We start from the raw sequence: 24,407 nt of genomic DNA, 5'->3' as shown, positions 1-24,407 counted from the left end.
CTCAGCCCGCCGCTCCGGCGTCATGTTGGCGGCGCGCTTCTTGCCGCCCTTCGAACCAAGACTCTTTGGCGGCGGCGCTCTTGCCGTCGTACTGCGCTTCGTCGGCTTCCTCACCAGTGGCAATGCGCATGACGCGGACGGCGTTGCCGATAACGAAATCGGATTACCGCAACGTCGAAGCGAAATTTGCTCGACGAGCGGATGGCCAAGACCCTGCATTCGGACCGCCATGGCAATTTGCTCAGCTGCTGACCGAGAAGCGAAAGCAGGCAGGATTGACGTAGGCAGCTGTCGCCAAAGCTCTCGATCGCCATCAGCCTTTCATTGCCAACATAGAAAACGGCGATTGTCGCCTGGATCTCGTTGAATTCCTCGACCTAGCCAAGGTGATTCGCTTCGACCCGTACGAGGTCATGCGCCAGATCGAAGCGGTCGAGCCGCAGACGCAATGAACGCCTCCGCGTAAATCGCTGGGCAGAGCAGATCTCCCTACGCAAGTTCTTCGAGAGCTCTGTTCTGGCGCTTGATCGAAGAGCGCCCTCAGTTCTTCAGGACCTAATCAGATCGGCTAGCACCGTAGGTGCACACACTTATTGAGAAGGCGCAGTTATCGATGGCTTACCCGCAATCTCGCCGTCAGCAAGAACACGGTCCCCGAATTCGAAGCCGTACAGGAGATGAATGACTGATCCGACCTCGTTGCGGTCATTCCGGCACTGTCGATGACTGCCTACGATTCGTCTTCGCGTACGCCGAAATTCGCAGGCGTTTATTCGGCTGTTATTCGATGATGTTGGCTGAAGCAGTGCTAAATGGTTGATTTTATTGGTACGCCCAAGGGGAATCGAACCCCTGTTCCCGCCGTGAGAGGGCGGTGTCCTGACCGCTAGACGATGGGCGCGCTCAAGAAGGGGCGATATAGGCTGACGGCCGGGAAAAAGCAACTGGGGTTCGGCGGCTTTGCCGCATCGAATGAAAAGCCGCCCCCGCGTTAGCGTTTCGGCTGGATCAGGTCCCACAGATTGCCATGCAGATCGGCGAAAACCGCCACCGTGCCATAGGCTTCGTGACGCGGCGCCTCGCGGAATTCGACGCCCTTGTCAGCATCGCTGCATGGTCGCCGGCGAAATCGTGGGTTTCGAGGAAGAGAAAAACCCGGCCGCCGGTCTGGTTGCCGATGCTTTTCCTCTGCGTCTCGTCGGACGGCTCGGCCAGCAGCAGCCTGGCGCCCGGCCCGTCGGCCGGCGCGACCGTGACCCAGCGTTTGCCGCCGCCGAGATCGACATCCTCGGTCAGCGTAAAGCCCAGCCGCTCTACATACCAGGCGATCGCCTCGTCATAGTTGGCGACGACCAGCGCCACGGTCGCGACACGACGGTGTTCGGCGAAGCCGGTCATGTCCGTGGCAAATGTGTTTGCCGCATTGGCGCCTGCCTATTTGTTGCGGATCGCGAAACGGCCGATCAGGCGGCGCTCGGCGATATCATAGATGAAGATCGCACGGCTGCCGTCGGCAAGCGCGGCGTCGATCGAAAGGCGGTTGCCCGACAGTGACTGACCGACCACCCTGGCGCCAACCGGAAGAACGATGTCCCCGGTGAGCGGTTCGCTGGCGGGTACCTGGACGTCGCCAGCCAGCGGCGGCCTCACCGGCGTTGCTTTGCGTGATTTGTAGACAATCGCCGCGATCACCACCATAAGAGCCAGAAAGAGCAGGCCGAGATTGATGGCCATGAAGCGGATGAGCTTGCCGCGCAGCTTGTCGACTTCGGGGTCGAGAGGCTTTTCCTGCTCTTCATCGGCATCGGGCCGGGCCATGGCAAACATTCCGGAATGGTTTTTCGATGAGCGCTCATAGCGAAGAGGCCCCCGAATTGATAGAGGACCTGTTGATAGAGGCCGCGCCCACCTTGCTGGTCGCCGGCGCGGACGCGGCCGGCCAACGCCTAGATCAGTGGCTGGCCGCAGCACTTGGCCCGGATATGTCACGCAGTCGCGTGCAGATGCTGATCAGGCAAGGCGCCGTCGTCATCGACGGCAAGCCGGTCGACGAAACCAAGCGCAAGATGCGCGCGGGCGAAAATGTGTCGGTAGCCATGCCGGAACCGGAGCCGGCGCAGCCGGAGGGCGAGAACATTGCGCTCGAGGTGCTCCACGAAGACGACGAGTTGATCGTCATCAACAAGCCGGCGGGGCTTGTCGTGCACCCTGGCGCCGGCAACTGGACCGGCACGCTGGTCAATGCGCTGATTCATCATTGCGGCGACAGCCTGTCTGGCATTGGCGGGGTGCGCCGCCCGGGCATCGTCCATCGCCTCGACAAGGAGACCAGCGGCGTCATGGTGGTCGCCAAGACCGACCGTGCCCACAAGGCCCTGTCGGAGGCGTTCGCCGACCACGGCCTGACGGGTGATCTCGAGCGCGCCTACCTGGCGCTGGTCTGGGGCATACCGCAGAGGCCGACCGGAACGATCGATGCGCCGCTTGGCCGCGCCTCCGACCGGGTTCGCCGCGCCGTAGTGCCGGAAGGCCGTGACGACGCGCGGCACGCCGTCACTCGTTTTGCCGTGCAGGAGCGTTTCGGCGAGGGCCAGCGGGAATTCGCTGCCGCTAGCCTCGTCGAATGCCGGCTGGAAACCGGCCGCACCCACCAGATCCGCGTCCACATGGCCCATATCGGCCATCCCGTGATTGGCGACCCAGACTACGGCCTCGCCTTCCGTACCAAGGCCAATCGGCTGCCCGAACCGCTGAAAAGCCAGGTCCAGGCATTTTCCCGGCAAGCCTTGCATGCACGGCTCCTTGCATTTCGGCACCCGACTACCCATCTAACGATGAGGTTCGAGGCGCCGTTACCGGGGGACATGGAGGAACTCGTCGGCGGCTTCCGCAAGCTCTGAACCTGCCGTCAAAAACCTGAGTGGCATTGTTCACTTCAACGTGACACACTGTTTCGTGTTGAACAAATGCCTGTCTTTTCTGGTTTTGTTCCTGTATAAGATCTGTTGTCGCGAGCGAGCCTTTTGGTGTTCGCGTCACATGCCCGCCGCGTTTCGGGGGCATCACTCCAATAGAGAGGGGGCGCTACCATGGCCCAGTCATTACCCAGTATCGTTTCCGGTGAAGGCGGCCTCAGCCGCTATCTGGAAGAAATCCGCCGCTTTCCCATGCTTCAGCCGCAGGAAGAGTATATGCTCGCCAAGCGTTACGCCGAGCATGAAGACACTACGGCCGCGCACAAGCTCGTCACCAGCCATTTGAGGCTCGTCGCCAAGATCGCCATGGGCTATCGCGGCTATGGCCTGCCGATCGGCGAAGTGATCTCGGAAGGCAATGTCGGCCTCATGCAGGCCGTCAAGAAATTCGAACCCGAGCGTGGTTTCCGCCTCGCCACCTACGCCATGTGGTGGATCAAGGCCTCGATCCAGGAATACATCCTGCGCTCGTGGAGCCTGGTCAAGATGGGCACGACCGCCAACCAGAAGCGTCTGTTCTTCAATCTCCGCAAGGTGAAGGGCAAGATCCAGGCGCTGGACGATGGCGACCTCAAGCCCGACCAGATCGCCGAAATCGCGACGCGGCTGAACGTTTCCGAGGCCGAAGTGGTGTCGATGAACCGCCGCCTGTCCGGCGACGCGTCACTCAACGCGCCGATCCGGGCGACGGAAGGCGAGTCCGGCGAATGGCAGGACTGGCTGGTCGACGACCACGAAAGCCAGGAAGAGATGCTGATCGAGCAGGACGAGCTGGAAAACCGGCGCGGCATGCTGTCGGGCGCTCTCGCCGTGCTCAACGATCGCGAGCGGCGCATCTTCGAGGCGCGCCGCCTCGCCGAGGAGCCGCTGACGCTCGAGGAACTGTCGACCGAGTTCGACATCAGCCGCGAGCGCGTGCGGCAGATCGAGGTGCGCGCCTTCGAGAAGGTGCAGGATGCGGTCAAGGCCGCCGCCAAGCGCCAGATGCAGGCGCTGCGCACCATCGAGGCACAGCCGGCGGCTTAAAGCCGGCTTCGGGCAGGAAATAGCAGGGCGGCGTCAGGAAACTGGCGCCGCCTTTTTGTTGGCGAAGCCGCCGACGCAGCGCCTTTCTCCCCGTCACTACACGGGGAGAAATGTCCGGCAGGACAATGAGGGGCGGCGCTGAGGTTGCCAGGTTCTTGCCGGAGCAACAGCACATGCCGGACATCATCATCAATGCTGGCGCCGCCCCTCATCCGGCTGCCGCCACCTTCTCCCCTTATAGTGGCGGGGAGAAGGGACTAAACCTCACAGCCCGTCCAGCGGGAATTTGAGGTAGCGCCGGCCATTGGCTTCCGGCTCCGGCAGCCGCCCGCCATTGATGTTGATCTGCAGTGCATGCAGGATCAGCCGCGGCATCGGCAATGTGCGATCGCGCGCCTCGCGTAGCGCGACGAACTCGGCCTCTGTACGCGCGGCGACCAGGTGGATGTTGGTCGCCTTCTGTGCCGCGACCGTGCTTTCCCACATCGGTTCTCGACCGCCAGCCTGGTAATCATGGCCGACGAACAGCCGGGTTTCCTCCGGCAAGGCCAGGATGCCTTGGACGGAGCGCCACAACCGCGCGGCGCTTCCACCGGGAAAATCCGTCCTTGCCGTGCCGCTGTCGGGCATGAACAGCGTGTCGTGGATGAAGCCGGCGTCGCCGATCACATACGTAATCGATGCCAATGTATGTCCAGGCGAGAACAGCACCCTGACCGGAAGGGTTCCGATCCGGAAGGTCTCACCCTCGGCGAACAGCCTGTCCCACTGTGAGCCGTCAGCCGGAAAGTCCGGCCAGTTATAGATCACTTTCCACAGTGCCTGGACGTCGACGACCTTGTCGCCGATCGCCATCGGCGCTCCAGTCTTCTGTTTCAGGTAATGCGCCGCCGAGAAATGGTCGGCGTGGGGATGGGTATCGAGGATCCACTCGAGTTCCAGCCCGTTTTCCCCAATGAAGTCGAGCAAGCTATCCGCGCTCATCGTACTGGTCGCGCCGGATTTTTCATCGAAGTCGAGGATCGGATCGATAATGGCGCATCGCTTCGTCGCCGGGTCTGCGACGACATACTGGATGGCCCCGGTCGGCTTGTCATAAAAGCCGCTGACCTGCGGCTTCGCCAAAGCTATCTGCACGTCCGGCTTCCCCAAACCTAGCCGGCAGAAACGATTTTCTCCGCCGGAACCCACCGTGAGCATCGTTGTCCGCCCCGACGAACCAGTCAAGCGTGACTTGGTTCGCAGGAGCGGAAAGCCGGAAACTATTCCGACGTACCGGCTTAGGCGGAGGGCTGCTTGGTTTTCCTGAGATAGGGCAGGATCGTCTCGTAGGCGCCGAAGCGCTTGATCGCATCCTCGTTGGAAACGGCGGCGGTGATGATGACGTCCTCACCCTGTTTCCAGTTCGCCGGCGTCGCCACCTGATGCTTGGCGGTAAGCTGCATGGAATCGACCGCCCGCAGGATCTCGTCGAAGTTGCGCCCCGTGGTCATCGGGTAGGTCAGCACCAGCTTTATCTTCTTGTCCGGCCCGATGACGTAGACCGAGCGTACGGTGGCGTTGTCGGCGGGTGTGCGGCCTTCCGAGGTTTCGCCGGCGCCGCCTGGCAGCATGTCATAAAGCTTGGCGACCTTGAGGTCCTTGTCGCCGATGAGCGGGTAATGCACCGAATGGCCGGTCGCCGTCTTGATGTCATCCTGCCATTTGCCATGGCTTTCGACCGGGTCGACCGAAATGCCGATGATCTTGACGTTGCGCTTCTTGAACTCGCCCTCGAGCCCCGCCATCGTGCCAAGCTCGGTCGTGCAGACCGGCGTGAAATTCTTCGGATGGCTGAACAGGATCGCCCAGCCGTCGCCGATCCAGTCATGGAATTTGATGGCTCCCTGCGTGGTCTCGGCGGTGAAGTCCGGCGCGATATCGTTGATACGAAGACTCATGACCTATCCCTACCCCTTGTGAATGTGGCCGGTATCTTCGCCGCCCGGCGCCCGGCACCTAATCGTAGCACCGCAGCGCGACTGATTAAACGCTGGAGATGACGGTCATTCACTCGATGCGCAAAAATTTTTCCACACACGCGGGATCAGGGCCAAAAATTACGACGTGATTGATATCGGGCATGAGGACAAGCGGCAGGAATCGGCAAAGACGCCTCAGGCCTTGTTGATTGCCAGCGTCGCCGTCAAATCTTCCATGCGCTGCGCCAGGGCGCCGAGCGCGCCGGTCAGCACGCTGTCGCTCTTGTCGGCCTTGGTCAGCGCCTCGTCGCGCGTCTTGCGCAAGGTCAGCACTTCGCTTTCCATGCCCTTGACGCGCTTCTGCAGCTCGGAAAGCTCGTCCATCACCATGATGCCGGCCATGACGGTCAGCCGCTGGTCACCGATCTCGCCGAAAGAATCCTTCAGATGCGAGACATATCGGTCGAAGCGCTCGGCGAGATCGATCAGATGCTCTTCCTGGCCCTCGTCGCAGGCCATGCGGTACTGCTTGCCGTCGATTGAAACCGTGACCTGTGCCATCGGGCCAGCTCCTATCTGTCCAACACGGCGCGAATGGTTTCCATCGCGGTCACCAGTCTTCGCGACACTTCCTTGTTGGCGTCTTCCAGCCGTTCGGCGCGCGCTTCGGAATTGTCGAGTTCCTGCGCCAACCGCGAGCGGTCGGCATTCATCCGCTGCACTTCGGCCTCGGCTTCCGAATAGTCGCGTTCATGCTCGAGCTTGGCCGCGACGGCGTTTTCCAGCCCTTCGATGGCCTTGCTCAGCCTGGCGATTACTTCCTTGAGCGTGGTTTCCCCGGTCATGGCTTCGTCCTGTGCCCTGCCCATCACCGAATCGTTCGCGTTCAGAACGCCTTATCCCGGAAACATTAGGCACCGGGTGAAGGCAACGTCAATAAAGCTCTCGCGACTGTCCCCCGCTAACGCTAAAGTAGGTCCACCGCCGACATCACAAGACCGGCAAATCTGCACCCGATTTGTTGACTAAAAGCCCGCGCCTGCTATGTGTCGCGCACCCTTTTCAAGGGCTCTCCCAAGCCCCCAAACCCCCACCCTGGAGGTACCATGACGTCGCGTGAACAACATGACCGGATGGCCAATGCGATCCGTTTTCTCTCCATGGATGCCGTCGAGAAGGCGAATTCTGGCCATCCCGGCCTGCCCATGGGCTGCGCCGACATTGCCACGGTGCTGTTCACCCGCTTCCTGAAATACGACCCCAAGGCCCCGCATTGGGCCGACCGTGACCGCTTCATCCTGTCGGCGGGCCATGGTTCGATGCTGCTCTATTCGTTGCTGCACCTGACCGGCTACGAAGACATGACCATCGACCAGATCAAACACTTCCGCCAGTTGGGCTCGAAAACCGCCGGCCATCCCGAATATGGCCACGCCACCGGCATCGAGACCACGACCGGCCCGCTCGGCCAGGGCCTCGCCAATTCGGTCGGCTTCGCGCTCGGCGAGCGCATCATGAACGCCGCCTTCGGCAACGACCTTGTCGACCACTACACCTATGTGTTGGCCGGCGACGGCTGCCTGATGGAAGGTGTTTCCCAGGAAGCCATCGCCCTTGCCGGTCACCTCAAGCTCAACAAGCTGATTGTTTTCTGGGACAACAACAACATCTCGATCGACGGTCCGGTCTCGCTTGCCGACAACACCGACCAGGTCGCGCGCTTCCAGGCCTCCGGTTGGAACGCCAGCCACATCGACGGCACCGATCCGGAAGCGATCGCCTATGCCATCGAGGCCGCCCGCCATTCCGACAAGCCGACGATGATCGCCTGCAAGACGACCATCGGCTTCGGTGCCCCGACCAAGGCCGGCACCAACAAGGCGCATGGCTCGCCGCTCGGCCCAGATGAGATCGCTGGCGCGCGCAAGTTCTTCAACTGGGACTCGCCGCCCTTCGAGATCCCGGCTGACATTCTCGACGCCTGGCGCACCGCCGGCAAGGCCGGCGTCAAGGCGCGCACGGACTGGGAAGGCCGCCTGGCCAAGGCCGATCCGAAGCTGAAGGCCGAGTTCGAGCGCCGTACCAGTGGCAAGCTGCCGGCGAATTTCGACTCCGTCATCGCCGACTACAAGAAGAAGCTTTCAGCCGACAAGCCGAAGGTCGCGACCCGCAAATCGTCGGAAATGGCGCTGGAAGTCATCAATGGCGCGGTGCCGGAAACCATCGGCGGCTCGGCCGACCTGACCGGCTCCAACAACACCAAGACCAGCCAGACCAAGAACATCACGCCGGACGATTACGGCCAGCGCTATGTCCATTACGGCATCCGGGAACACGGCATGGCTGCCGCGATCAACGGCCTGACGCTGCATGGCGGCCTCATTGCCTATGGCGGTACCTTCATGTGCTTCTCCGACTATGCCCGCCCCTCGATGCGGCTTGCCTCGCTGATGGGCATCCGCTCGATCTTCGTCATGACCCATGATTCCATCGGTCTGGGCGAAGACGGGCCGACCCACCAGCCGGTCGAGCACATGGCCGCCCTGCGCGCCATTCCCAACCACAATGTGTTCCGTCCGGCCGACGCGGTGGAAACCGCCGAATGCTGGCAGATCGCGCTCGAATCCGAAAAGACGCCGTCGACCCTGGCGCTGACCCGCCAGAACCTGCCGACGGTGCGCACCGAGTTCACCGAAAAGAACCTGAGCAGCCAGGGGGCCTATGAACTCGCCGCCGCCAGCGGCGAGGCCGCTGTGACGATCTTCGCCACCGGTTCCGAGGTCGAGATCGCGCTTGGCGCCCGCGACCTTCTGGAAAAGCATGGTCACCCGACCCGTGTCGTCTCGGTGCCCTGCTTCGAACTGTTCGATAAGCAGAGCGACGCCTATCGCAAGAAGACGATCGGCGACGCACCGATCAAGATGGCGATCGAGGCCGGCATCCGCCAGGGCTGGGATCATCTCATCGGCTCGGACGGCATCTTCATCGGCATGACCGGCTTCGGTGCGAGCGGTACGATCGAACAGCTTTATCCGCATTTCGGCATCACAGCCGAGGCGGCTGCCAAGGCGGCGGAAGCCCGCCTGCAAGGCAGATGAGGCCTGGCATGTCGCCCAAAAGTGTATCGCGATTTGGGACAACGACATGCACGAAATACCCGACGAGATCGCGTGAAAAGCGGTTTCGCCGGGCTGGCTCAACCTAATCGATTTAAATCCAGTCCGCCGCGGCTGGATTCTTTGCCCATCCGCCGCTATGAAGCTGCGGACCAATCGTCTGCCCTCCAGCTCCCCGGGAGAGAAAAATGACTGTCAGAGTTGCCATCAACGGATTTGGCCGCATCGGCCGCAACATCCTGCGCGCCATCCATGAGTCCGGCCGCAAGGACATCGATGTCGTCGCCGTCAACGATCTCGGCCCGGTCGAGACCAACGCCCACCTGCTGCGCTTTGACAGCGTGCACGGCCGCTTTCCGCATGAAGTGTCGGTCGACGGCGACCAGATCACCGTCGGCAAGGAAAAGTTCAAGGTCACCGCGATCAAGGATCCGACGCAGTTGCCGTGGAAGGAACTCGGCATCGACATCGCGCTCGAATGCACCGGCATCTTCACCGCCCGCGACAAGGCAGCCGCGCACCTGACCGCCGGCGCCAAGCGCGTGCTGGTCTCGGCGCCCGCCGACGGCGCTGACTTGACCGTCGTCTACGGCATCAACCACGACAAGCTGACCAAGGACCACATCGTCATCTCGAATGCGTCCTGCACCACCAACTGCCTGGCGCCGCTGGCGGCCGTCCTGCATGAGACGGTCGGCATCGAAAAGGGCATGATGACGACGATCCATTCCTACACGGGCGACCAGCCGACGCTGGACACCATGCACAAGGATCTCTACCGCGCCCGCGCCGCCGCCCTGTCGCAGATCCCGACCTCGACCGGCGCCGCCAAGGCGATCGGCCTCGTCCTGCCCGACCTCAAGGGCAAGCTCGACGGCATCTCGATCCGCGTGCCGACGCCGAACGTCTCGGTCGTCGACTTCAAGTTCATCGCCAAGCGCTCGACCACGGTGCAGGAAATCAACGAGGCGGTCATCGCCGCCTCCAACGGCAAGCTGAAGGGCATCCTCGGCGTCACCCATCACCCGAACGTGTCGATCGACTTCAATCACGATCCGCGTTCCTCGATCATGGCGCTCGACCAGACCAAGGTGATGGACGGCAACTTCGTTTCGGTGCTGTCCTGGTACGACAATGAATGGGGCTTTTCCAACCGCATGGGCGACACCGCCGTCGCTTTCGGCAAGACCATCGCCTGATCGAAGATCGATCTTCCCGACACTCGAAACGCCCGGCTTCGTCCGGGCGTTTTCATCTGCCGGAGCAGCAGCGCGAAAATCGGCGGCGCCGGGCAAAAAACCACCCTCCCGCCTTGCACTGGTCACGCCTTCGCCCCACTCTGCCGCGAAGCCAGGAGGCAGAGGAATTCGAGGGGCAAATCACGGATGGAGCATGCGATCTATCTCGTTACGCTGGTCGGCACGGCGCTTGTTGTCGCAGCGGCGTTTTCGAGCCTGATCGCCTTCCGCTTTGGCGCCCCGCTCCTGCTCCTGTTTCTGTGCATCGGGCTCGCCACTGGAACCGACGGCCTCGGCATCCAGTTCGACAATGCCCGCATCGCTTATTTTGCCGGCTCACTGGCGCTCGCCGTCATCCTGTTCGATTCGGGTTTCGGCACGCCGCTCAACGCCCTGCGGCAGGCGGCAGGACCAGCCCTGTCGCTGGCGACCTTCGGCGTCCTTCTCACCACCGGCCTGTTCGGCGCCGCCGCCTACTACCTGCTCGACCTCAGCTGGCTGGAATCCTTCCTGCTCGGCGCAGCCGTCGCTTCGACCGACGCGGCGGCGGTGTTCTTCCTGCTGCGCGCCGGCGAGATCAATCTGCGCGAGCGCGTGCGCTCCACGCTCGAGGTTGAATCGGGCACCAATGATCCGATCGCCATCTTCCTGACCATCACGCTGGTCGAGATCATCGCCGCCCACGCCAACCCCGAAGCCAATGTCCTGGTCACCAATCTGATCCTCGGCTTCCTCATAAACATGGGGCTTGGCGCGATCGTCGGCGTGCTTGGCGGCCTCGCCATCGTGCGCCTGGTCGATCGGCTCAACCTCGACCATGGCCTGCTGCCGATCTTCGTGCTGACCTTGTCCTTGATGGTCTTTGCCGCCGCCGGTGCCATCGGCGGCTCCGGCTTCCTGGCGGTCTATATCGCCGGGCTCATCGCCGGCAATTCCGACATCCGCGCTGTCACCATCCTGAAGCGCTTCCAGGACGGCATGTCGTGGCTGGCGCAGATCATTATGTTCCTCATCCTCGGCCTGTTCGCGACGCCCTCGCAATTTCCGGCGATCATGGTGCCTGCGATAGCGCTTGGCCTGTTCCTGATGTTCGTCGCCCGTCCTGTCGCGGTCTGGCTCTGCCTTGTCCCCTTCCGCCTGCCGCGTCCCGAAGTCGCCTTTGTCTCCTGGGTCGGCCTGCGCGGCGCCGTATCCATCCTGCTCGCCATCACACCGCTGCTCGGCGGGCTGGAAAACGGCCGCACCATCTTCAACGCCGCCTTCATCATCGTTCTGGTGTCCCTGGTCATCCAGGGCTGGACCGTCGGCCCGCTGGCGCGACGCCTCGGCCTGATCGTGCCGGCCCGGCTCGGACCGCTGGACAAGGTCGAACTTGAACTGCCCGGCTCCGCGCATCACGAACTCCTTGCCTATCGTGTGGCGCCGGGCAGTCCGGTGGCGCGCGGCGAACGCATCCCGCGCTGGGCGCGGCCCTCGCTGGTGCTGCGTGACGGCCGCTCGATGCGTTTCCAGGACATGGGCCGGCTCGCCGCCGGCGATCAGGTCTACATCTTCGTGCCCGATCGCTATCCCCGCCTGCTCGACAAGCTGTTCGCCAGCCGGGCCGTCGTCGATCCGGAGGATGCCGATTTCTTCGGCGCCTTCGCCGTCGATCCGGCGCGTTCCGCCGCCGAACTGGAAGCCGCCTATGCGCCCGGTCTCAGCGAGGCCGAGCAGAAACAGACCGTCGGTGCGCTGGTCACCGCGCGGCTCGGCGGCCATGCCGAATATGCCGACCGCGTGCTGCTTGGTCCGATCGAGCTGATTGTGCGCGACGTCGACGACAAGGGCAAAATCACCGGGCTCGGCCTGTCCTTCGAGCCGACCGCGCCGGTGGCGCGCGTGCCTGTGTTCCTGAGCGCCGGCGAGATCGGCGACCGTCTCACCGCCTTTATCCGCAACTGGCGCAAGCCGGCTGGGGCGCTGGGGGCAACACAGGCGGATGACGCCCCTGAGCCCCCGGTCGAGAAAGCGTCGGCCGAAAGCTGACGCGGGCGACCGTTCGCCCCGCCCGACATAGGCCGGGCGGTCTTCACGGACTATGTCCCCGTCCGCCTCAAAATTTCGCACCTGGCCCCAGCCAAGCCTTGCATCGTCATTGATGCGAGGTATGGTCCCGGCGAATTTCAGACGAAAAGGAACCGGCATGGCTGTCTTCAAGACACTGGACGATATCGGCAACATCAGCGGCAAGCGCGTGCTGGTGCGCGTCGACCTCAACGTTCCCGTCACCGAGGGCAAGGTCTCCGACGCCACCCGCATCGAACGCATCGCGCCAACTATCGCCGAATTGTCCGGCAAGGGCGCCAAGGTCATCCTGCTCGCCCATTTCGGTCGGCCCAAGGATGGTCCCTCGCCCGAATTCTCGCTGGAGCCGATCGCCAGGGCGACGGCCGAGGTGCTCGGCCGTCCCGTTGCATTCGCCTCCGACTGCATCGGCGACACGGCAGGCAGCGCTGTCGCCGCCATGGACAAGGGCGACGTGCTGCTCCTGGAAAACACCCGCTTCTACAAGGCCGAAGAGAAGAACGATCCCGCTTTTACCGAACGGCTCGCCGCCAATGGCGACATCTTCGTCAACGATGCCTTTTCCGCCGCCCACCGTGCCCATTCGTCAACTGAAGGGCTGGCGCACCTCTTGCCGTCCTTCGCCGGCCGCACGATGCAGGCCGAACTCGAGGCCCTGGAAAAGGGCCTGGGTAACCCGGTCCGTCCGGTCGTTGCCATCGTCGGCGGCGCCAAGGTCTCGACGAAGATCGACCTGTTGATGAACCTGGTGAAGAAGGTCGATGCGCTGGTCATCGGCGGCGGCATGGCCAACACCTTTCTCGCCGCGCGCGGCACCGATGTCGGCAAGTCGCTGTGTGAGCACGACTTGGCTCCGACCGCCAAGCAGATCATGATCGAAGCGGCAGAGGCCGGCTGCGCCATAATCCTGCCGGTCGACGGCGTCGTCGCCAAGGAATTCAAGGCGGGTGCGGCCTGCGAGACCGTCGCCATCTCGGACGTGCCGGCCGATGGCATGATCCTCGATGTCGGCGCCAGGACCGTGACGACGATCGGCGAGTGGATCGACCGCGCCGCGACGCTGGTCTGGAACGGGCCGCTCGGCGCCTTCGAGATCGAGCCGTTCGATCACGCCACGGTGGCGGCGGCCAGGCATGCGGCAGCGCGCACAAAGGCAGGCAAGCTGGTTTCGGTCGCCGGCGGCGGCGATACCGTGGCTGCGTTGAACCACGCCGGTGTCGCTGACGACTTCACCTATGTCTCGACCGCCGGCGGCGCCTTCCTGGAATGGATGGAAGGCAAGCCATTGCCCGGCGTGGATGTGCTGAAGCGCTGAGGGCACCACGGCTCACCGGCAATTCGATCAACTCGAAGGAAACTGGCGGCAGCGCCGGCCACTTTCGCTCGATTCGAGCTTTCCGGCGTCATTCCTTTGGCGGTAGTGTCGTGCTGGCCGATACCAACCGGTTAGGAGAAGCATGATGAGCGAACGTCTCGAAGACATTGCCGCGGCGATTGTGGCCGACGGCAAGGGCCTGCTGGCCGCTGATGAAAGCTCCGGCACGATCAAGAAGCGCTTCGACGTCATCGGCGTCGAGTCTACCCCCGACAGCCGCCGCGATTACCGCGAGATGATGTTCCGCGCCAAGGACGCGATGGCCAAATACATTTCCGGCGTTATCCTCTATGACGAAACCATTCGCCAGAAGGCCGCCGACGGCACGCCGCTGGTCGATATCATCAAGGCGGCAGGCGCCATTCCAGGCATCAAGGTCGATGCCGGCGCCAAGCCGCTGGCCGGCTTTCCCGGCGACACCATTACCGAGGGCCTCGACGGCCTGCGCGAGCGGCTTGCCGACTATTACAAGCTCGGGGCCCGCTTCGCCAAATGGCGCGCGGTGATCGACATCGATACCGGCAAGGGCGTGCCTTCGGTCACTTCGATCAACTCGAACACCCATGCGCTTGCCCGCTATGCGGCACTTTGCCAGGAGGCCGGCATCGTGCCGATCGTCGAGCCCGAAGTGCTGATGGACGGCGCTCACGACATCGACACTTGTTTTGAGGTCTCCAAGGCGACGCTGATAAAACTCTATGACGAGCTCCACGCTGCCGGTGTCGTCCTCGAAGGCACGATCCTGAAGCCCAACATGGTGCTTTCTGGCAAGAAGTCCGGCACGGTGGACAGTCCTGAGCAAGTCGCGGAGAAGACGATAAAACTGTTCCGCGAGACGGTGCCGGCCGCGGTGCCGGGCATTGCCTTCCTCTCGGGCGGCCAGGAGGACGAGGAGGCGACCGCCAACCTCAATGCCATCAACGCCATCGGCCAGCATCCGTGGAAGCTGACTTTCTCCTATGGCCGCGCGCTGCAGGCCGCGCCGCAGAAGGCATGGAGCGGCAAGCCCTCGAACATCGCCGCCGGCCAGGCCGCCTTCACCCACCGCGCCCACATGAACCACCTGGCGGCACTTGGGAAATGGAAGGCGAGCCTGGAACAGGCTGCCTGAAGCCCCTGCTATCCTTCCCTTCAAACCCGGGCCGACATGCCCGGGTTTTGTTTTGGCGCACCGGCCTTGGGTCAAGGCATCCGAATTCTTATTTTCTCTGGGCATTCCTGACAGCGGCGATGTCGGGGCGAGCCCATCCCGTACGTCCTTGGGGTGCAGACAGGGAGAAGTTCATGCATCGCAACAAGGTCGTTTCGCGCGAAGAATGGTTCGAGGCTCATAAGGCACATCTGGCCCGCGAGAAGGAACTGACGCGGCTTCGCGAGCGCGTCGCGGCCGAGCGGCGCGAACTGCCCTGGTTGAAAATCCGCAAGGACTACGTCTTCGAGACCGAACGGGGGCCGAAGAAACTTGCCGATCTGTTTGGCGCCAACAGCCAGCTGATCGTCTACCATTTCATGTTCGGGCCGGGCTGCGTCAATCATTGCGAAGGCTGCTCCTTTCTTGCCGATCATATCGACGGTGCCAACCACCACCTCATGCACCACGACGTATCGCTGGTCGTGATCTCGCGCGCGCCGCTGGAAGAGCTTCTAGCCTACAAGCAGCGCATGGGCTGGAAGTTCGACTGGGTGTCGTCCTATGCGTCTGATTTCAACTTCGATATGCAGGTTTCCTTCACCGACAGGCAGATCGCGGCTGGCGACACCACCTACAATTTCGAAACCCGACCCCGGACATCGAAGGAGCTTCCGGGCGCCAGCGTTTTCTATAGGGACGAGAACGGCGACATTTTCCTGACCTTCGTTTCGCGTGCCCGCGGCGGCGAACAACTGATCGGCGCCTACCACTATCTGGACCTGACGCCGAAGGGCCGCGATGAGACCGGCCTCTACCGCAATCTGATGGATTGGGTGCGGCTGCATGACGAATATGCAGGCGAGCCGCAAGCGGAGCGCGATTGCCACGATGGCTGACCAGCAAAAGTGCGGAGCGCCTCCGGAATTGCGTAAGACAAGGGGGTAGAGCGTTCGAGGCGATCCTGTTTTCGCCGGAAATGCTCGTTCACCTCTCTCGCGACATGCGTTAAATGCTGGTCGAAAACCAGTTGGACCAGATGCGACGCTTTCCGACCTTCCTCACCTGGCTCGCCTTCCCGATCTATGTCTGGCAGGGATTGGGTGTCCGCCGCCGCACCTCGCGCATGCTGCCGGCGCGGGGACCGGTCATGCACGAGATCTCGGGCCAGCCTCCGGCAATCTCGCTGTTGGTGCTGGGCGATTCCTCCGCCGCCTCGGTCGGCATCGGCAATTCCGAAAACGGACTTGCCGCGCAGCTTGCGGTCATGATTGCGCAGCGCACCGGCAGCGCTGTGCGCTGGCGTGCCGCCGGCTTCAATTCGGCGACATCCGGTCAGATCCGCGACCATGTCCTGCCCAATCTGTCGGCTGATCCGTGGACGCATATCGTGCTCGCCATCGGCACCAACGACACCAAGAACTTTCATTCCGTGCCGCGCTTCGAGAAGGAGTTCGGCGGCCTGCTTTACGCGCTGCGCGCCAAATGGCCGGAGTCGCGCGTGGTATGGTCGCCGGTGCTGGAGTTCACGCGTGCGCCTGCCATGCCGTCGCCGCTCGGCAAGATCCTCGAGATCCGCGCCACCGCGGTGAACCGGATGGGCGAACGGCTCTGCCTGGAGCGCGGCGCGGTGCCGGCGCCGCGCCTGCCGATCACCAACCCCGAGGCCGGTTTTGCTTCCGACGGGTTTCATGCCTCGGAGGCCGGCTACCGGGCCTGGGCGGAACATCTCGTCGGCCCAGTGCTTGCCGACTGAAGAGCGACCGCGCTGTCACCAGGCCCTATGTCAAGTGCCCGAGAACGGCCGCCAGCGAGATCGCCGCCATGGCGAGCAATGCCAATTTCCAGAAGTCGCCGCGGCGCCTGAGCCCCGGCCAGCCGAGCGGCTTGATGAGCTGGATGACCATGAACCCGACGATGACAAGGGCGAGGAGTTTCGTCATGCTGCCTTTGACCAGCAACGCTTGCGCCTGTCAAAGCGGTTCGTTCGGTCTCCGGGAAAGAAAAGGCGCCGCGAACCCGAACTGGAACGCGACGCACGCCTTGACCGCGCAGCAATCTACTTCAGCGGCTTGAGGCCAGCCTCGATCGATGCGCGTTTTGCCTCCAGGAACGGTGGCAGGGCAAGGCTTTCGCCCAACGTCTCCAGCGGCTCGTCGGCGGTGAACCCTGGCCCGTCGGTGGCAATCTCGAACAGGATGCCGTTCGGCTCACGGAAATAGAGCGAGCGGAAGTAATAGCGCTCGACCTCGCCGCTTGACGGCAGCCGAAATTCGGCCAGGCGCCCTGTCCACTGATGCAACGTCTCCTCGTCTGGCGCCCTGAAGGCGACATGGTGAACCGCACCGGCGCCCTGCCTTGCGGGTGCCAGCCCAGGTTGCACGGCCACATGAAGCTCCGCCGCCGGCCCGCCCGCGCCCATTTCGAAGACGTGGACCTGGCCCTCGCCGTCGGGCGAAGCATAGTCGCGGACCTTGCGCATGTTCATCACCCCGGTCAGCACCGCCTCGGTGTTGGTGATGTCGGGAACACTGATAACGATCGGCCCAAGTCCGCGGATCTGATGCTCGGCCGGTACCGGGCTTTTCGCCCAGGGATGGCTGCCGCCCTTGCCGCCATCGCTGACGAGCCTCAGGCGCTGGCCTTCGGGGTCCTCGAAATCCAGCGACTTGTAGCCGCCGACATCGGCAGTCTCTCCTGTCACGATGCCTTCGCTGGCAAGGTACTGCTTCCACCAGCCAAGGCTCTCCTGGCTGCCGACCCTGAGGCTGGTCCTTGCGATGCTGTGGGTGCCGCGCCGTTCGCGGCCGATCGGCCAGTCGAAGAAGGTGAGGTCGGTACCCGGCGTTGCCTCGCCGTCGGCGTAAAAGAGATGGTAGGCCGAGGTATCGTCTTGGTTCACTGTCTTCTTGACCAGCCGCAGCCCCAGCACCTTCGTGTAGAAGTGAAGATTACCGGGCGCATTGGCGGTGATGGCGGTCAGGTGGTGAATTCCTCTCAGTTGCAAGCTCATGGTGGTCTCCCTGTTTTTGGGGAAGAATTTTCCACTTTCATATCAGAACTCCGGTCACTTCGCTGAAGGCCACCTATCCCGACAGTCCGTCACCAAATTATGAACAATACCGCCCCGATTAGCTCTATTTTAATGAACAATCCGCGCTCGCGTGACCCGTCACGACAAGAACGGAACAGTCGCCGCACGACCTGCCATCCTCCTGACAGACTGCTGTCAGGAGGGGTGTGCGATAGTGTCTCCGGTTAGAGAGAGGAGATTGGTCATGAACGGTTTTACCATTCTGCGCGGCATGCAGCATTATGTCGGCAAGATCCGCACGATGCGAAACGAGATCCGGACCCAGCGGTTCATGAACGCGCTTCCCGCCGACATTCGCAAGGATATCGGCTGGCCAGACATGTATGCCGAGCGTCGACATCACGGCAATTGAGACGAAATTTTCAACGCAGCATCTGGATGCTCACGCGTCAGCACCCAGATATCAAGTCCGGCGCGCGAGGGATGGAGCGAGCTCATGCCCGATCAGAAGACAATCGGCTTTCTGTTTATCGAAGGTTTTGCCGACTGGGAGTATGGGCTGCTGGCGGCCTCGGCGGTCGATTGGTTCGGCGCTCGCGCCGTATCGCTGACGCCCGACGGCAAGCCGGTGACCGGAATCAGCGGTTTTAAGCTGACGCCAGACCGCTCGGCCAGCATCGATGAGAATACCGATGTCGATGCCGTGGCCGTTATCGGTTCCGACCACTGGGCGAGCAAGGCACCGCCGGATGCTGCCGAACTGCTGATGGCTGTCGCATCGCGCGGCGGTGTCGTTGGTGGCATCTGTGCGGGAACGCTGGCGCTGGCCCGAGCCGGCATGTTCGAGAACGCCAGGCATACCAGCAATGGCCGTGACTGGATCAGCGGTCACGAGCCCGGCTATGCCGGCCACGGCAATTATCAGGATGTGCCACATGCCGTCGCCGACGGCAAAATCGTGTCCGCGCCAGGTTCGGCGCCCGGCACTTTCGCCCTTGCCTTCCTGCAGACGCTCTATCCGGAAAAAGGCAGCGAACTCGCGCAGATGCGGACCATGTTCGCCAAGGAGTATACTGAAGCCTCCTGACAGTATGCTGTCAGGAGGTGCGTGCGATGGTGGGATAATGCGCATGGCCGGCCGAGAGGACGATCGATGAAAAACTGGACCGACAGGCTGAACGCGCCTGGTAGCAACGGTGTGAAGCCAACGCCGCGCACCGTAGGGGACATTATCGAAGGCCAGCCCATGCTGGTGCCGACCGCGCGCCAGGTCGACGATTTCATCCGCTCCATCCCCGAAGGCGTCGAGATGGACGTTCGCGCGCTGCGCACGGCCCTTGCCATCGAGCATGGCGCCGAAGTGACATGCCCGGTCACCATGGGCTATCATCTGCGTACGGTCGCCGAGGCTGCCAAGGAGGATCTCGAGCGCGGCATGATGCTCAGCGACGTCGCTCCCTTCTGGCGCGTGCTCGATGCGAAGACGCCGACAACGAGGAAACTGTCCTTCGGCGCGGAATTCGTCGCCGCGCAGCGCAAGCGCGAAGGGCTGAAACCGTAATGCATGTCATGTGGAAGTGGATCCGGTCAGGGAGCCACGGCATGCATGGGAAAAACACTGGGGAAGCAAACGATGCGCCGCGCCGACAGGCTCTTTCAGATTGTGCAGCATCTGCGTGGTGGCCGTCTGGTCACCGCTCAGAAGCTCGGCACATGGCTCGAGGTTTCCGAGCGAACCATCTACCGCGACATAGCCGACCTGCAGTCGACCGGGGTGCCGATCGACGGCGAGGCTGGCGTTGGCTACATGATGAGGGAGGGTTTCGACCTTCCGCCGCTGATGTTCACGCGTGACGAGATCGTGGCGCTGGTGGCCGGCGCACGCATGGTGCGCGCCTTTGGCGGCGCCGCCATGGCGCGGGCCGCCGACGAGGCACTGGTCAAGATCGGTGCCGTGCTGCCCGATGCCGAGAAGGACCGCATTGCCCGCACCGAGATCCACACGCCGATGTGGGTGGTCAGCGATGCCGCCCGCGAGGCGATCGACCTGATCGAGCGCGCGGTCGAAAAGCGCCAGGTGCTGACCATCGACTATTCGGACGAAGCCGGCCGCGGCACCGCGCGCGATATCAGGCCGCTCGGCCTGTGGTTCTGGGGCAAGGTGTGGACGCTGGTCGCCTGGTGCGAGATGCGCGATGATTTCCGCGCCTTCCGCATCGACCGCATTGCCTCCGTGGTCATCGCCGGCCGAATCTTCAAGCCGGAGCGCGGCAAGCAGCTTGCCGATTTCTACCGGGCGGTGGAGCGCAGCGAGGACTACGGCATGGCGCCCGACCGCGCGGCGCGAAGCTGAGACTTGCCGGACCGCACAAAAAAGCCCGCTCGAAGCGGGCTATTTTGTTGCGTTGGCGAAAAGCCTATTCCTCGTCGGTATCGGTGTCCTTCGACTTCAGCGCCGACAGCTTGGCGAAGACGGCGTTTGCGTCGAGCTCCGCATCCTCGTCCTTCGGCTTCTCCGGTGCAGGCACCAACCGCTCGGTCAATGCCGCCGGCAGCAGCGTGTCGCCGACCGGCTGCGCCTGCTCGCGGCCGCGCGAGGCGCGGTTGACTTCCATGTCGAGGTCGATCTGCGAGGCGAGACCCAGCGTCACCGGGTCCATCGGCTGCAGATTGGCCGAATTCCAGTGTTTGCGTTCGCGGATCTGCTCGATTGTCGACTTGGTGGTGCCCACGAGGCGCGAAATCTGCGCGTCCTTCAGTTCGGGATGATTGCGCACCAGCCACAGAATGGCGTTCGGCCGGTCCTGGCGCTTCGACAGCGGCGTATAGCGCGGGCCCTTGCGCTTGGATTCAGGCACCCGCACCTTGGGATCGGAAAGCTTCAGGCGCTGGTTCGGATCCTTCTCGGCGCGCGCGATCTCGTCGCGGGTCAGCTGGCCGGTCATGATCGGATCCATGCCCTTGATGCCTTGCGCTGATTCACCGTCGGCGATCGCCTTTACCTCGAGCGGATGCAGCCCGCAGAACTGCGCGATCTGCTCGAAGGAAAGCGCGGTGTTGTCGACCAGCCAGACGGCGGTCGCCTTGGGCATCAGCAGCGTATTGGCCATGTGCAAAATCCTTCTCGTTCGCCCGCGTTCCCGCGCGGGCGGTGGTTTTAGAGCCACCAAAATCGGAAATTCGCGGCCTGTATAACCGTTCCAGACTGCTTTCGCAACGTTTTTGGAAGAGCTGGAAACGACCTAACCAGCCAACGCAGCGGTAGCGCTAACGTTTGCCACGGCGGTCCAAACCCTGCCATGGCACTTGCTGCGGAGCGCCATGGCAAATCACGCCGGAGCCGAGATGAATCCAAAGCTCCAAAAGACAAAACCCGCCGGACAGGGTCCGGCGGGTTTGGAACCGGCGACGACAAGCGTCTGCGGCGGCTCTGCATTGCGACCCTGCCATTCGGCGGGTCGCGCTTGCAATCAGATCGCCTGACGGGCGATCCGCTCGATGTCGCTGCGGTTGATGCCCAGGTCGCTGAGCTGACGTGCGTTGAGGCGGTTCAGTTCGCGAACGGTCTCGTTGTACATGCGCCAGTTACGGAAAGCACGGATCGGGTTCATGGTGGTCCTCCTGAATTGGGTTCGTTTCGATGATGCTCAAATAGTGATCATCGAGCGGGACTTGAACAGCCGATTTTGCATAGCAATGATGCAAATGCTGCATTGCACCATTAAGTTTCTGTTCATCTTGTAAGCAGGGGCGAAGGACGTTGGCCGGACCGTGTCGATATCCGGTCAGGCCGAGCCGAAAATGCTGGCGTGTTAGCCGACGTCGAGCACGATCTTGCCGATATGTTCGCCCTCCTCCATCCGCTCATGCGCGCGCCAGGCGTCGGTGAGCGGGTAGATCATGTCCATCACCGGTGCCACCTTGCGCGTGCCCAGCAGAGGCCACACCTGTGCCTCCAGCGTCGCCGCGATCGCCGCCTTGAATTCGACGGTGCGCGGCCTGAGCGTGGAGCCCGTATGGGTCAGTCGCTTGACCATGATCTTGGAAAAATCGGCACTGGCGACAGCACCTGCCTGAACCGCGATCTGCACGATCCGGCCCTCGACAGCGGCGGCCTCGTAGTTTCGCTGGACATAATCGCCACCGACCATATCGAGGATGACGTTGGCGCCTCGGCCTTCGGTCGCCTCCCTGACCGCGGTGACGAAATCCTGCTCGCGGTAATTGATCGCACGGTCGGCGCCGATCTTCAGGCAGGCGTCGCATTTCTCCTGGGATCCGGCGGTGGTGATCACATAAGCGCCGAAGGCCGAGGCGAGCTGGATCGCGGTGGTGCCGATGCCGGACGAGCCGCCATGGACGAGCAGTGTCTCACCCTTCTTCAGACCGCCCCGTTCGAACACATTGTGCCAGACGGTGAAATAGTTTTCCGGCACCGCCGCCGCTTCCGTGTGGGTGAAGCCCGCCGGCAGTGGCAGAACGCTGCCTGCATGAACCCTGACATATTCGGCATAGCCGCCGCCGGGCGTGAGCGCGCAGACCCTGTCCCCGATGCGCCAGCGCGATATCTGGTCACCAAGGGCCGCCACTTCTCCCGACACCTCGAGGCCCGGCAGGTCCGATGCACCGGGCGGAGGCGGGTAGGCCCCCTTGCGCTGTTGCACGTCCGGCCGGTTGACGCCGGCGGCATGCACCTTGATCAGGATTTCGCCGGGGCCGGGCTGCGGTACGTCGCGCGTTTCCGGTTTCAGCACCCGTGGGCCACCCGGCTCCGAGATAGCGATCGCCGTCATCCGTGCCGGAATTTTCTGTCCGCTCGCCATGAAGTTTTCCGTCTTTCCTCGCCGCACTCTTACCGGCTGTTTGCATCGACGTCCTTGCCCTATGTATGCTCATTGCCAAATCAGGCAAATGGCCAATCTGGTCTGGCGGAGGAGGAGCAACCATGGCGATCTTCGACGACGAACCCAAGAAGAAGGCACGTCCGCACGAGATCGGGCAAGACCTGTCGCTGCTTTCCGTCGGTGAACTGTCCGAGCGCATCGGCATCCTGCGTGACGAGATCTCCCGGCTGGAGGCCGAACTCAAGACCAAGGACACCACCAAATCGGCTGCCGAGGCGCTGTTCCGCCGCGGATAAAAAATCCCTAGGTCGCCGCCGAAAAGCCCGAATGCGACTGTCTTCAAATCGCGTCCCGCCCAGTCCCCAGCCGGATCAAAAAATGCTCGCAGCCTACAGACCGATCCTTTCCCTGCTTCGCGGCACTGCCTTTCTTCTGGCTGCATCGGGACTGCACGGGCTGCTGTTGCCCTTGCGCGGCCAGGTGGAAGGGTTCTCGACCGCTTCGCTCGGCCTGATGGGCACGGCCTGGGCCGGCGGCTTCGTCACCGGCTGTTTCTTTGCGCCGCGCATAGTGCGCCGCGCCGGACATGTGCGCGCCTTCGGCGCCTTTGCCGCGTCCGGCGCCATCGTGGCACTGCTGACGGGCCTGGTCATCGACGAATATATCTGGATCCTGCTGCGTGCCTTCACCGGTTTTACCATGGCCGGCGCCTTCATGGTCATCGAGAGCTGGCTGAACGAAAAGGCCACCAACGAGAACCGCGGCACCGTCTTCGGCCTTTACATGATGGTCACCTATGCCTCGATCATGGGCGGCCAGATGATCGTCGCCGGCGGCGACGTGAAATCGGCGTCGTTGTTCATGATCACCGGCATCCTGTTTTGCCTGTCACTGATCCCGACCGCGGTGTCGACCGCCTCGCATCCCAAGCCGCTGCAGGACGTCAAGCTCGACGTCAAGGGACTCTACGCCAACTCGCCCGTGTCGGCGATCGCTTGCCTTTTGATCGGCATCGCCAATGGCGCCTGGGGCACGCTCGGCGCCGTCTACGGCGCGCGCATCGGTATCTCCACGGCCGAAATCGCCTTGATGATGAGCCTGGTGGTCGTCGCCGGTGCTGCCATGCAACTTCCGGCCGGGCGCCTCTCCGACAAGACCGACCGCCGTTTCGTGCTGGCCGGTGCCGCCTTCGGCGCGGCGCTGTTTGCGCTTCTCATCTTCCTGTTCGAGCCGCGCTCGGCGGTCTTCGTCCTCGTCTTCACCGCCGCCTATGGCGCTTTCGCCTACACGCTCTATTCGATCGCCGTGGCGCATGCCAACGACCACGCCCGGTCGGAAGATTTCGTCAAGGTATCGGGCGGGCTGCTGCTGCTTTACGGCTTCGGCACCATGATCGGGCCATTGCTGGCCGCCGCCCTGATGGGCTGGATGCGCCCGGAGGGCCTGTTCCTGGCGACAGCCTTCGCGCATCTGTCGCTGGCCGGCTACACGCTGCTGCGCATCAGCCGCCGCGCGCCGGTGCCGATCGGAGATCGCGATGCCTTCAAGACGCAGCCGGCCGACCGTTCGGTGACCCCCGAAGCATTGCGGCTCGATCCGAGAAGAAAAGCAGAAGCAAACAGTTGAGATTTGAAAAACTTTG

At 62.9% G+C, this 24,407-nt stretch carries 25 protein-coding genes, 1 tRNA gene and 2 pseudogenes; 15 read left to right on the top strand and 13 right to left on the bottom strand.

Annotated features, from left to right (window positions below):
• The 4 genes and pseudogenes from X742_RS1000000175245 to X742_RS146730 form a co-directional block, all read right to left on the bottom strand.
• Positions 1–219, bottom strand: a pseudogene (locus X742_RS1000000175245) (hypothetical protein); the annotation flags it as partial.
• A 607-nt stretch (positions 220–826) separates the two neighbouring features.
• A tRNA-Glu gene (locus X742_RS146725) sits at positions 827–901 on the bottom strand.
• A gap of 90 nt (positions 902–991) precedes the next feature.
• Positions 992–1,398 (bottom strand): annotated as a pseudogene (locus X742_RS01000000170460) (VOC family protein).
• 36 nt (positions 1,399–1,434) lie between these two features.
• On the bottom strand, positions 1,435–1,818 hold the full coding sequence (locus X742_RS146730) for a hypothetical protein (protein WP_023773991.1): 384 nt from the start codon (positions 1,816–1,818) through the stop codon (positions 1,435–1,437).
• A 26-nt stretch (positions 1,819–1,844) separates the two neighbouring features.
• On the opposite strand from X742_RS146730, the gene X742_RS146735 reads away from it, so the two are divergent.
• Together X742_RS146735 and rpoH are read left to right on the top strand one after the other, a co-directional pair.
• A complete protein-coding gene (locus tag X742_RS146735) occupies positions 1,845–2,900 on the top strand; it encodes an RluA family pseudouridine synthase (RefSeq protein ID WP_023773990.1) in 1,056 nt (351 codons plus the stop codon).
• Between the two features lie 189 nt (positions 2,901–3,089).
• On the top strand, positions 3,090–4,001 hold the full coding sequence (gene rpoH / locus X742_RS146740; RefSeq protein WP_023773989.1) for an RNA polymerase sigma factor RpoH: 912 nt from the start codon (positions 3,090–3,092) through the stop codon (positions 3,999–4,001).
• Between the two features lie 264 nt (positions 4,002–4,265).
• Here rpoH and X742_RS146745 read toward each other — a convergent pair whose 3' ends face one another.
• The 4 genes from X742_RS146745 to X742_RS146760 form a co-directional block, all read right to left on the bottom strand.
• On the bottom strand, positions 4,266–5,138 hold the full coding sequence (locus X742_RS146745; RefSeq protein ID WP_031248214.1) for an MBL fold metallo-hydrolase: 873 nt from the start codon (positions 5,136–5,138) through the stop codon (positions 4,266–4,268).
• 143 nt (positions 5,139–5,281) lie between these two features.
• Entirely contained in the window at positions 5,282–5,941 is a 660-nt protein-coding gene (locus X742_RS146750) for a peroxiredoxin (protein WP_015315373.1), read from the bottom strand.
• 216 nt (positions 5,942–6,157) lie between these two features.
• On the bottom strand, positions 6,158–6,523 hold the full coding sequence (locus X742_RS146755; protein ID WP_023773987.1) for a cell division protein ZapA: 366 nt from the start codon (positions 6,521–6,523) through the stop codon (positions 6,158–6,160).
• Positions 6,524–6,534: 11 nt separating this feature from the next.
• Positions 6,535–6,807 carry a DUF4164 domain-containing protein gene (locus X742_RS146760; protein ID WP_015315371.1) on the bottom strand — a complete coding sequence of 91 codons (273 nt, stop codon included), beginning with the start codon at positions 6,805–6,807 and terminating at the stop codon, positions 6,535–6,537.
• A 261-nt stretch (positions 6,808–7,068) separates the two neighbouring features.
• Here X742_RS146760 and tkt point away from each other — a divergent pair, with 261 nt between their 5' ends.
• From tkt to X742_RS146795, 7 genes are all read left to right on the top strand, one after another.
• A complete protein-coding gene (gene tkt, locus X742_RS146765; protein ID WP_023773986.1) occupies positions 7,069–9,060 on the top strand; it encodes a transketolase in 1,992 nt (663 codons plus the stop codon).
• Positions 9,061–9,266: 206 nt separating this feature from the next.
• Complete coding sequence (gene gap, locus X742_RS146770; protein WP_023773985.1) at positions 9,267–10,277, top strand: type I glyceraldehyde-3-phosphate dehydrogenase; 1,011 nt, start codon at positions 9,267–9,269, stop codon at positions 10,275–10,277.
• Between the two features lie 186 nt (positions 10,278–10,463).
• Entirely contained in the window at positions 10,464–12,344 is a 1,881-nt protein-coding gene (locus X742_RS146775) for a potassium/proton antiporter (RefSeq protein ID WP_023773984.1), read from the top strand.
• Positions 12,345–12,501: 157 nt separating this feature from the next.
• A complete protein-coding gene (locus X742_RS146780) occupies positions 12,502–13,698 on the top strand; it encodes a phosphoglycerate kinase (protein ID WP_023773983.1) in 1,197 nt (398 codons plus the stop codon).
• 145 nt (positions 13,699–13,843) lie between these two features.
• Positions 13,844–14,869 carry a class I fructose-bisphosphate aldolase gene (locus X742_RS146785; RefSeq protein WP_023773982.1) on the top strand — a complete coding sequence of 342 codons (1,026 nt, stop codon included), beginning with the start codon at positions 13,844–13,846 and terminating at the stop codon, positions 14,867–14,869.
• 173 nt (positions 14,870–15,042) lie between these two features.
• Positions 15,043–15,786, top strand: a complete 744-nt coding sequence (locus X742_RS146790; RefSeq protein WP_023773981.1) for a thioredoxin family protein — start codon at positions 15,043–15,045, stop codon at positions 15,784–15,786.
• A 140-nt stretch (positions 15,787–15,926) separates the two neighbouring features.
• Positions 15,927–16,643 carry an SGNH/GDSL hydrolase family protein gene (locus X742_RS146795; RefSeq protein ID WP_023773980.1) on the top strand — a complete coding sequence of 239 codons (717 nt, stop codon included), beginning with the start codon at positions 15,927–15,929 and terminating at the stop codon, positions 16,641–16,643.
• A gap of 25 nt (positions 16,644–16,668) precedes the next feature.
• Here X742_RS146795 and X742_RS06940 read toward each other — a convergent pair whose 3' ends face one another.
• A complete protein-coding gene (locus X742_RS06940; protein WP_015315363.1) occupies positions 16,669–16,830 on the bottom strand; it encodes a hypothetical protein in 162 nt (53 codons plus the stop codon).
• Between the two features lie 116 nt (positions 16,831–16,946).
• The gene (locus X742_RS146800) at positions 16,947–17,900 is read right to left on the bottom strand and encodes a ring-cleaving dioxygenase (protein ID WP_023773979.1); all 954 of its coding nucleotides are present in this window, start codon (positions 17,898–17,900) and stop codon (positions 16,947–16,949) included.
• Between the two features lie 265 nt (positions 17,901–18,165).
• Between X742_RS146800 and X742_RS1000000172885 the strand changes: the two genes are divergently transcribed.
• From X742_RS1000000172885 to X742_RS146815, 4 genes are all read left to right on the top strand, one after another.
• On the top strand, positions 18,166–18,333 hold the full coding sequence (locus tag X742_RS1000000172885; protein WP_015315361.1) for a hypothetical protein: 168 nt from the start codon (positions 18,166–18,168) through the stop codon (positions 18,331–18,333).
• Between the two features lie 84 nt (positions 18,334–18,417).
• Positions 18,418–19,008, top strand: coding sequence for a DJ-1/PfpI family protein (locus X742_RS146805; protein WP_023773978.1), 591 nt, complete (start codon positions 18,418–18,420; stop codon positions 19,006–19,008).
• Between the two features lie 66 nt (positions 19,009–19,074).
• A complete protein-coding gene (locus X742_RS146810; RefSeq protein WP_023773977.1) occupies positions 19,075–19,482 on the top strand; it encodes a hypothetical protein in 408 nt (135 codons plus the stop codon).
• A gap of 72 nt (positions 19,483–19,554) precedes the next feature.
• Positions 19,555–20,274: a YafY family protein gene (locus tag X742_RS146815; protein WP_013529238.1), complete on the top strand. Its 720-nt coding sequence runs from the start codon at positions 19,555–19,557 to the stop codon at positions 20,272–20,274.
• Between the two features lie 64 nt (positions 20,275–20,338).
• Here X742_RS146815 and X742_RS146820 read toward each other — a convergent pair whose 3' ends face one another.
• The 3 genes from X742_RS146820 to X742_RS146825 all read right to left on the bottom strand — a co-directional run bounded on the left by X742_RS146820 (position 20,339) and on the right by X742_RS146825 (position 22,744).
• Positions 20,339–21,031 (bottom strand): DUF1013 domain-containing protein, encoded by a 693-nt coding sequence (locus X742_RS146820; protein ID WP_023773976.1) that lies wholly within the window; start codon positions 21,029–21,031, stop codon positions 20,339–20,341.
• A gap of 360 nt (positions 21,032–21,391) precedes the next feature.
• Complete coding sequence (locus X742_RS1000000172880; protein ID WP_023773975.1) at positions 21,392–21,532, bottom strand: DUF1127 domain-containing protein; 141 nt, start codon at positions 21,530–21,532, stop codon at positions 21,392–21,394.
• A gap of 201 nt (positions 21,533–21,733) precedes the next feature.
• Complete coding sequence (locus X742_RS146825) at positions 21,734–22,744, bottom strand: NAD(P)H-quinone oxidoreductase (RefSeq protein ID WP_031248213.1); 1,011 nt, start codon at positions 22,742–22,744, stop codon at positions 21,734–21,736.
• 122 nt (positions 22,745–22,866) lie between these two features.
• On the opposite strand from X742_RS146825, the gene X742_RS146830 reads away from it, so the two are divergent.
• Entirely contained in the window at positions 22,867–23,061 is a 195-nt protein-coding gene (locus X742_RS146830) for a DUF1192 domain-containing protein (protein WP_023773972.1), read from the top strand.
• A gap of 82 nt (positions 23,062–23,143) precedes the next feature.
• Positions 23,144–24,391, top strand: a complete 1,248-nt coding sequence (locus tag X742_RS146835; RefSeq protein ID WP_023773971.1) for an MFS transporter — start codon at positions 23,144–23,146, stop codon at positions 24,389–24,391.
• Positions 24,392–24,407: the final 16 nt, after the last annotated feature.

Source organism: Mesorhizobium sp. LNHC229A00 (genome assembly GCF_000502415.1).
In the GTDB taxonomy this organism is placed as follows: Bacteria; Pseudomonadota; Alphaproteobacteria; order Rhizobiales; family Rhizobiaceae; genus Mesorhizobium.
This window is presented reverse-complemented; position numbering and strand designations above follow the sequence as displayed.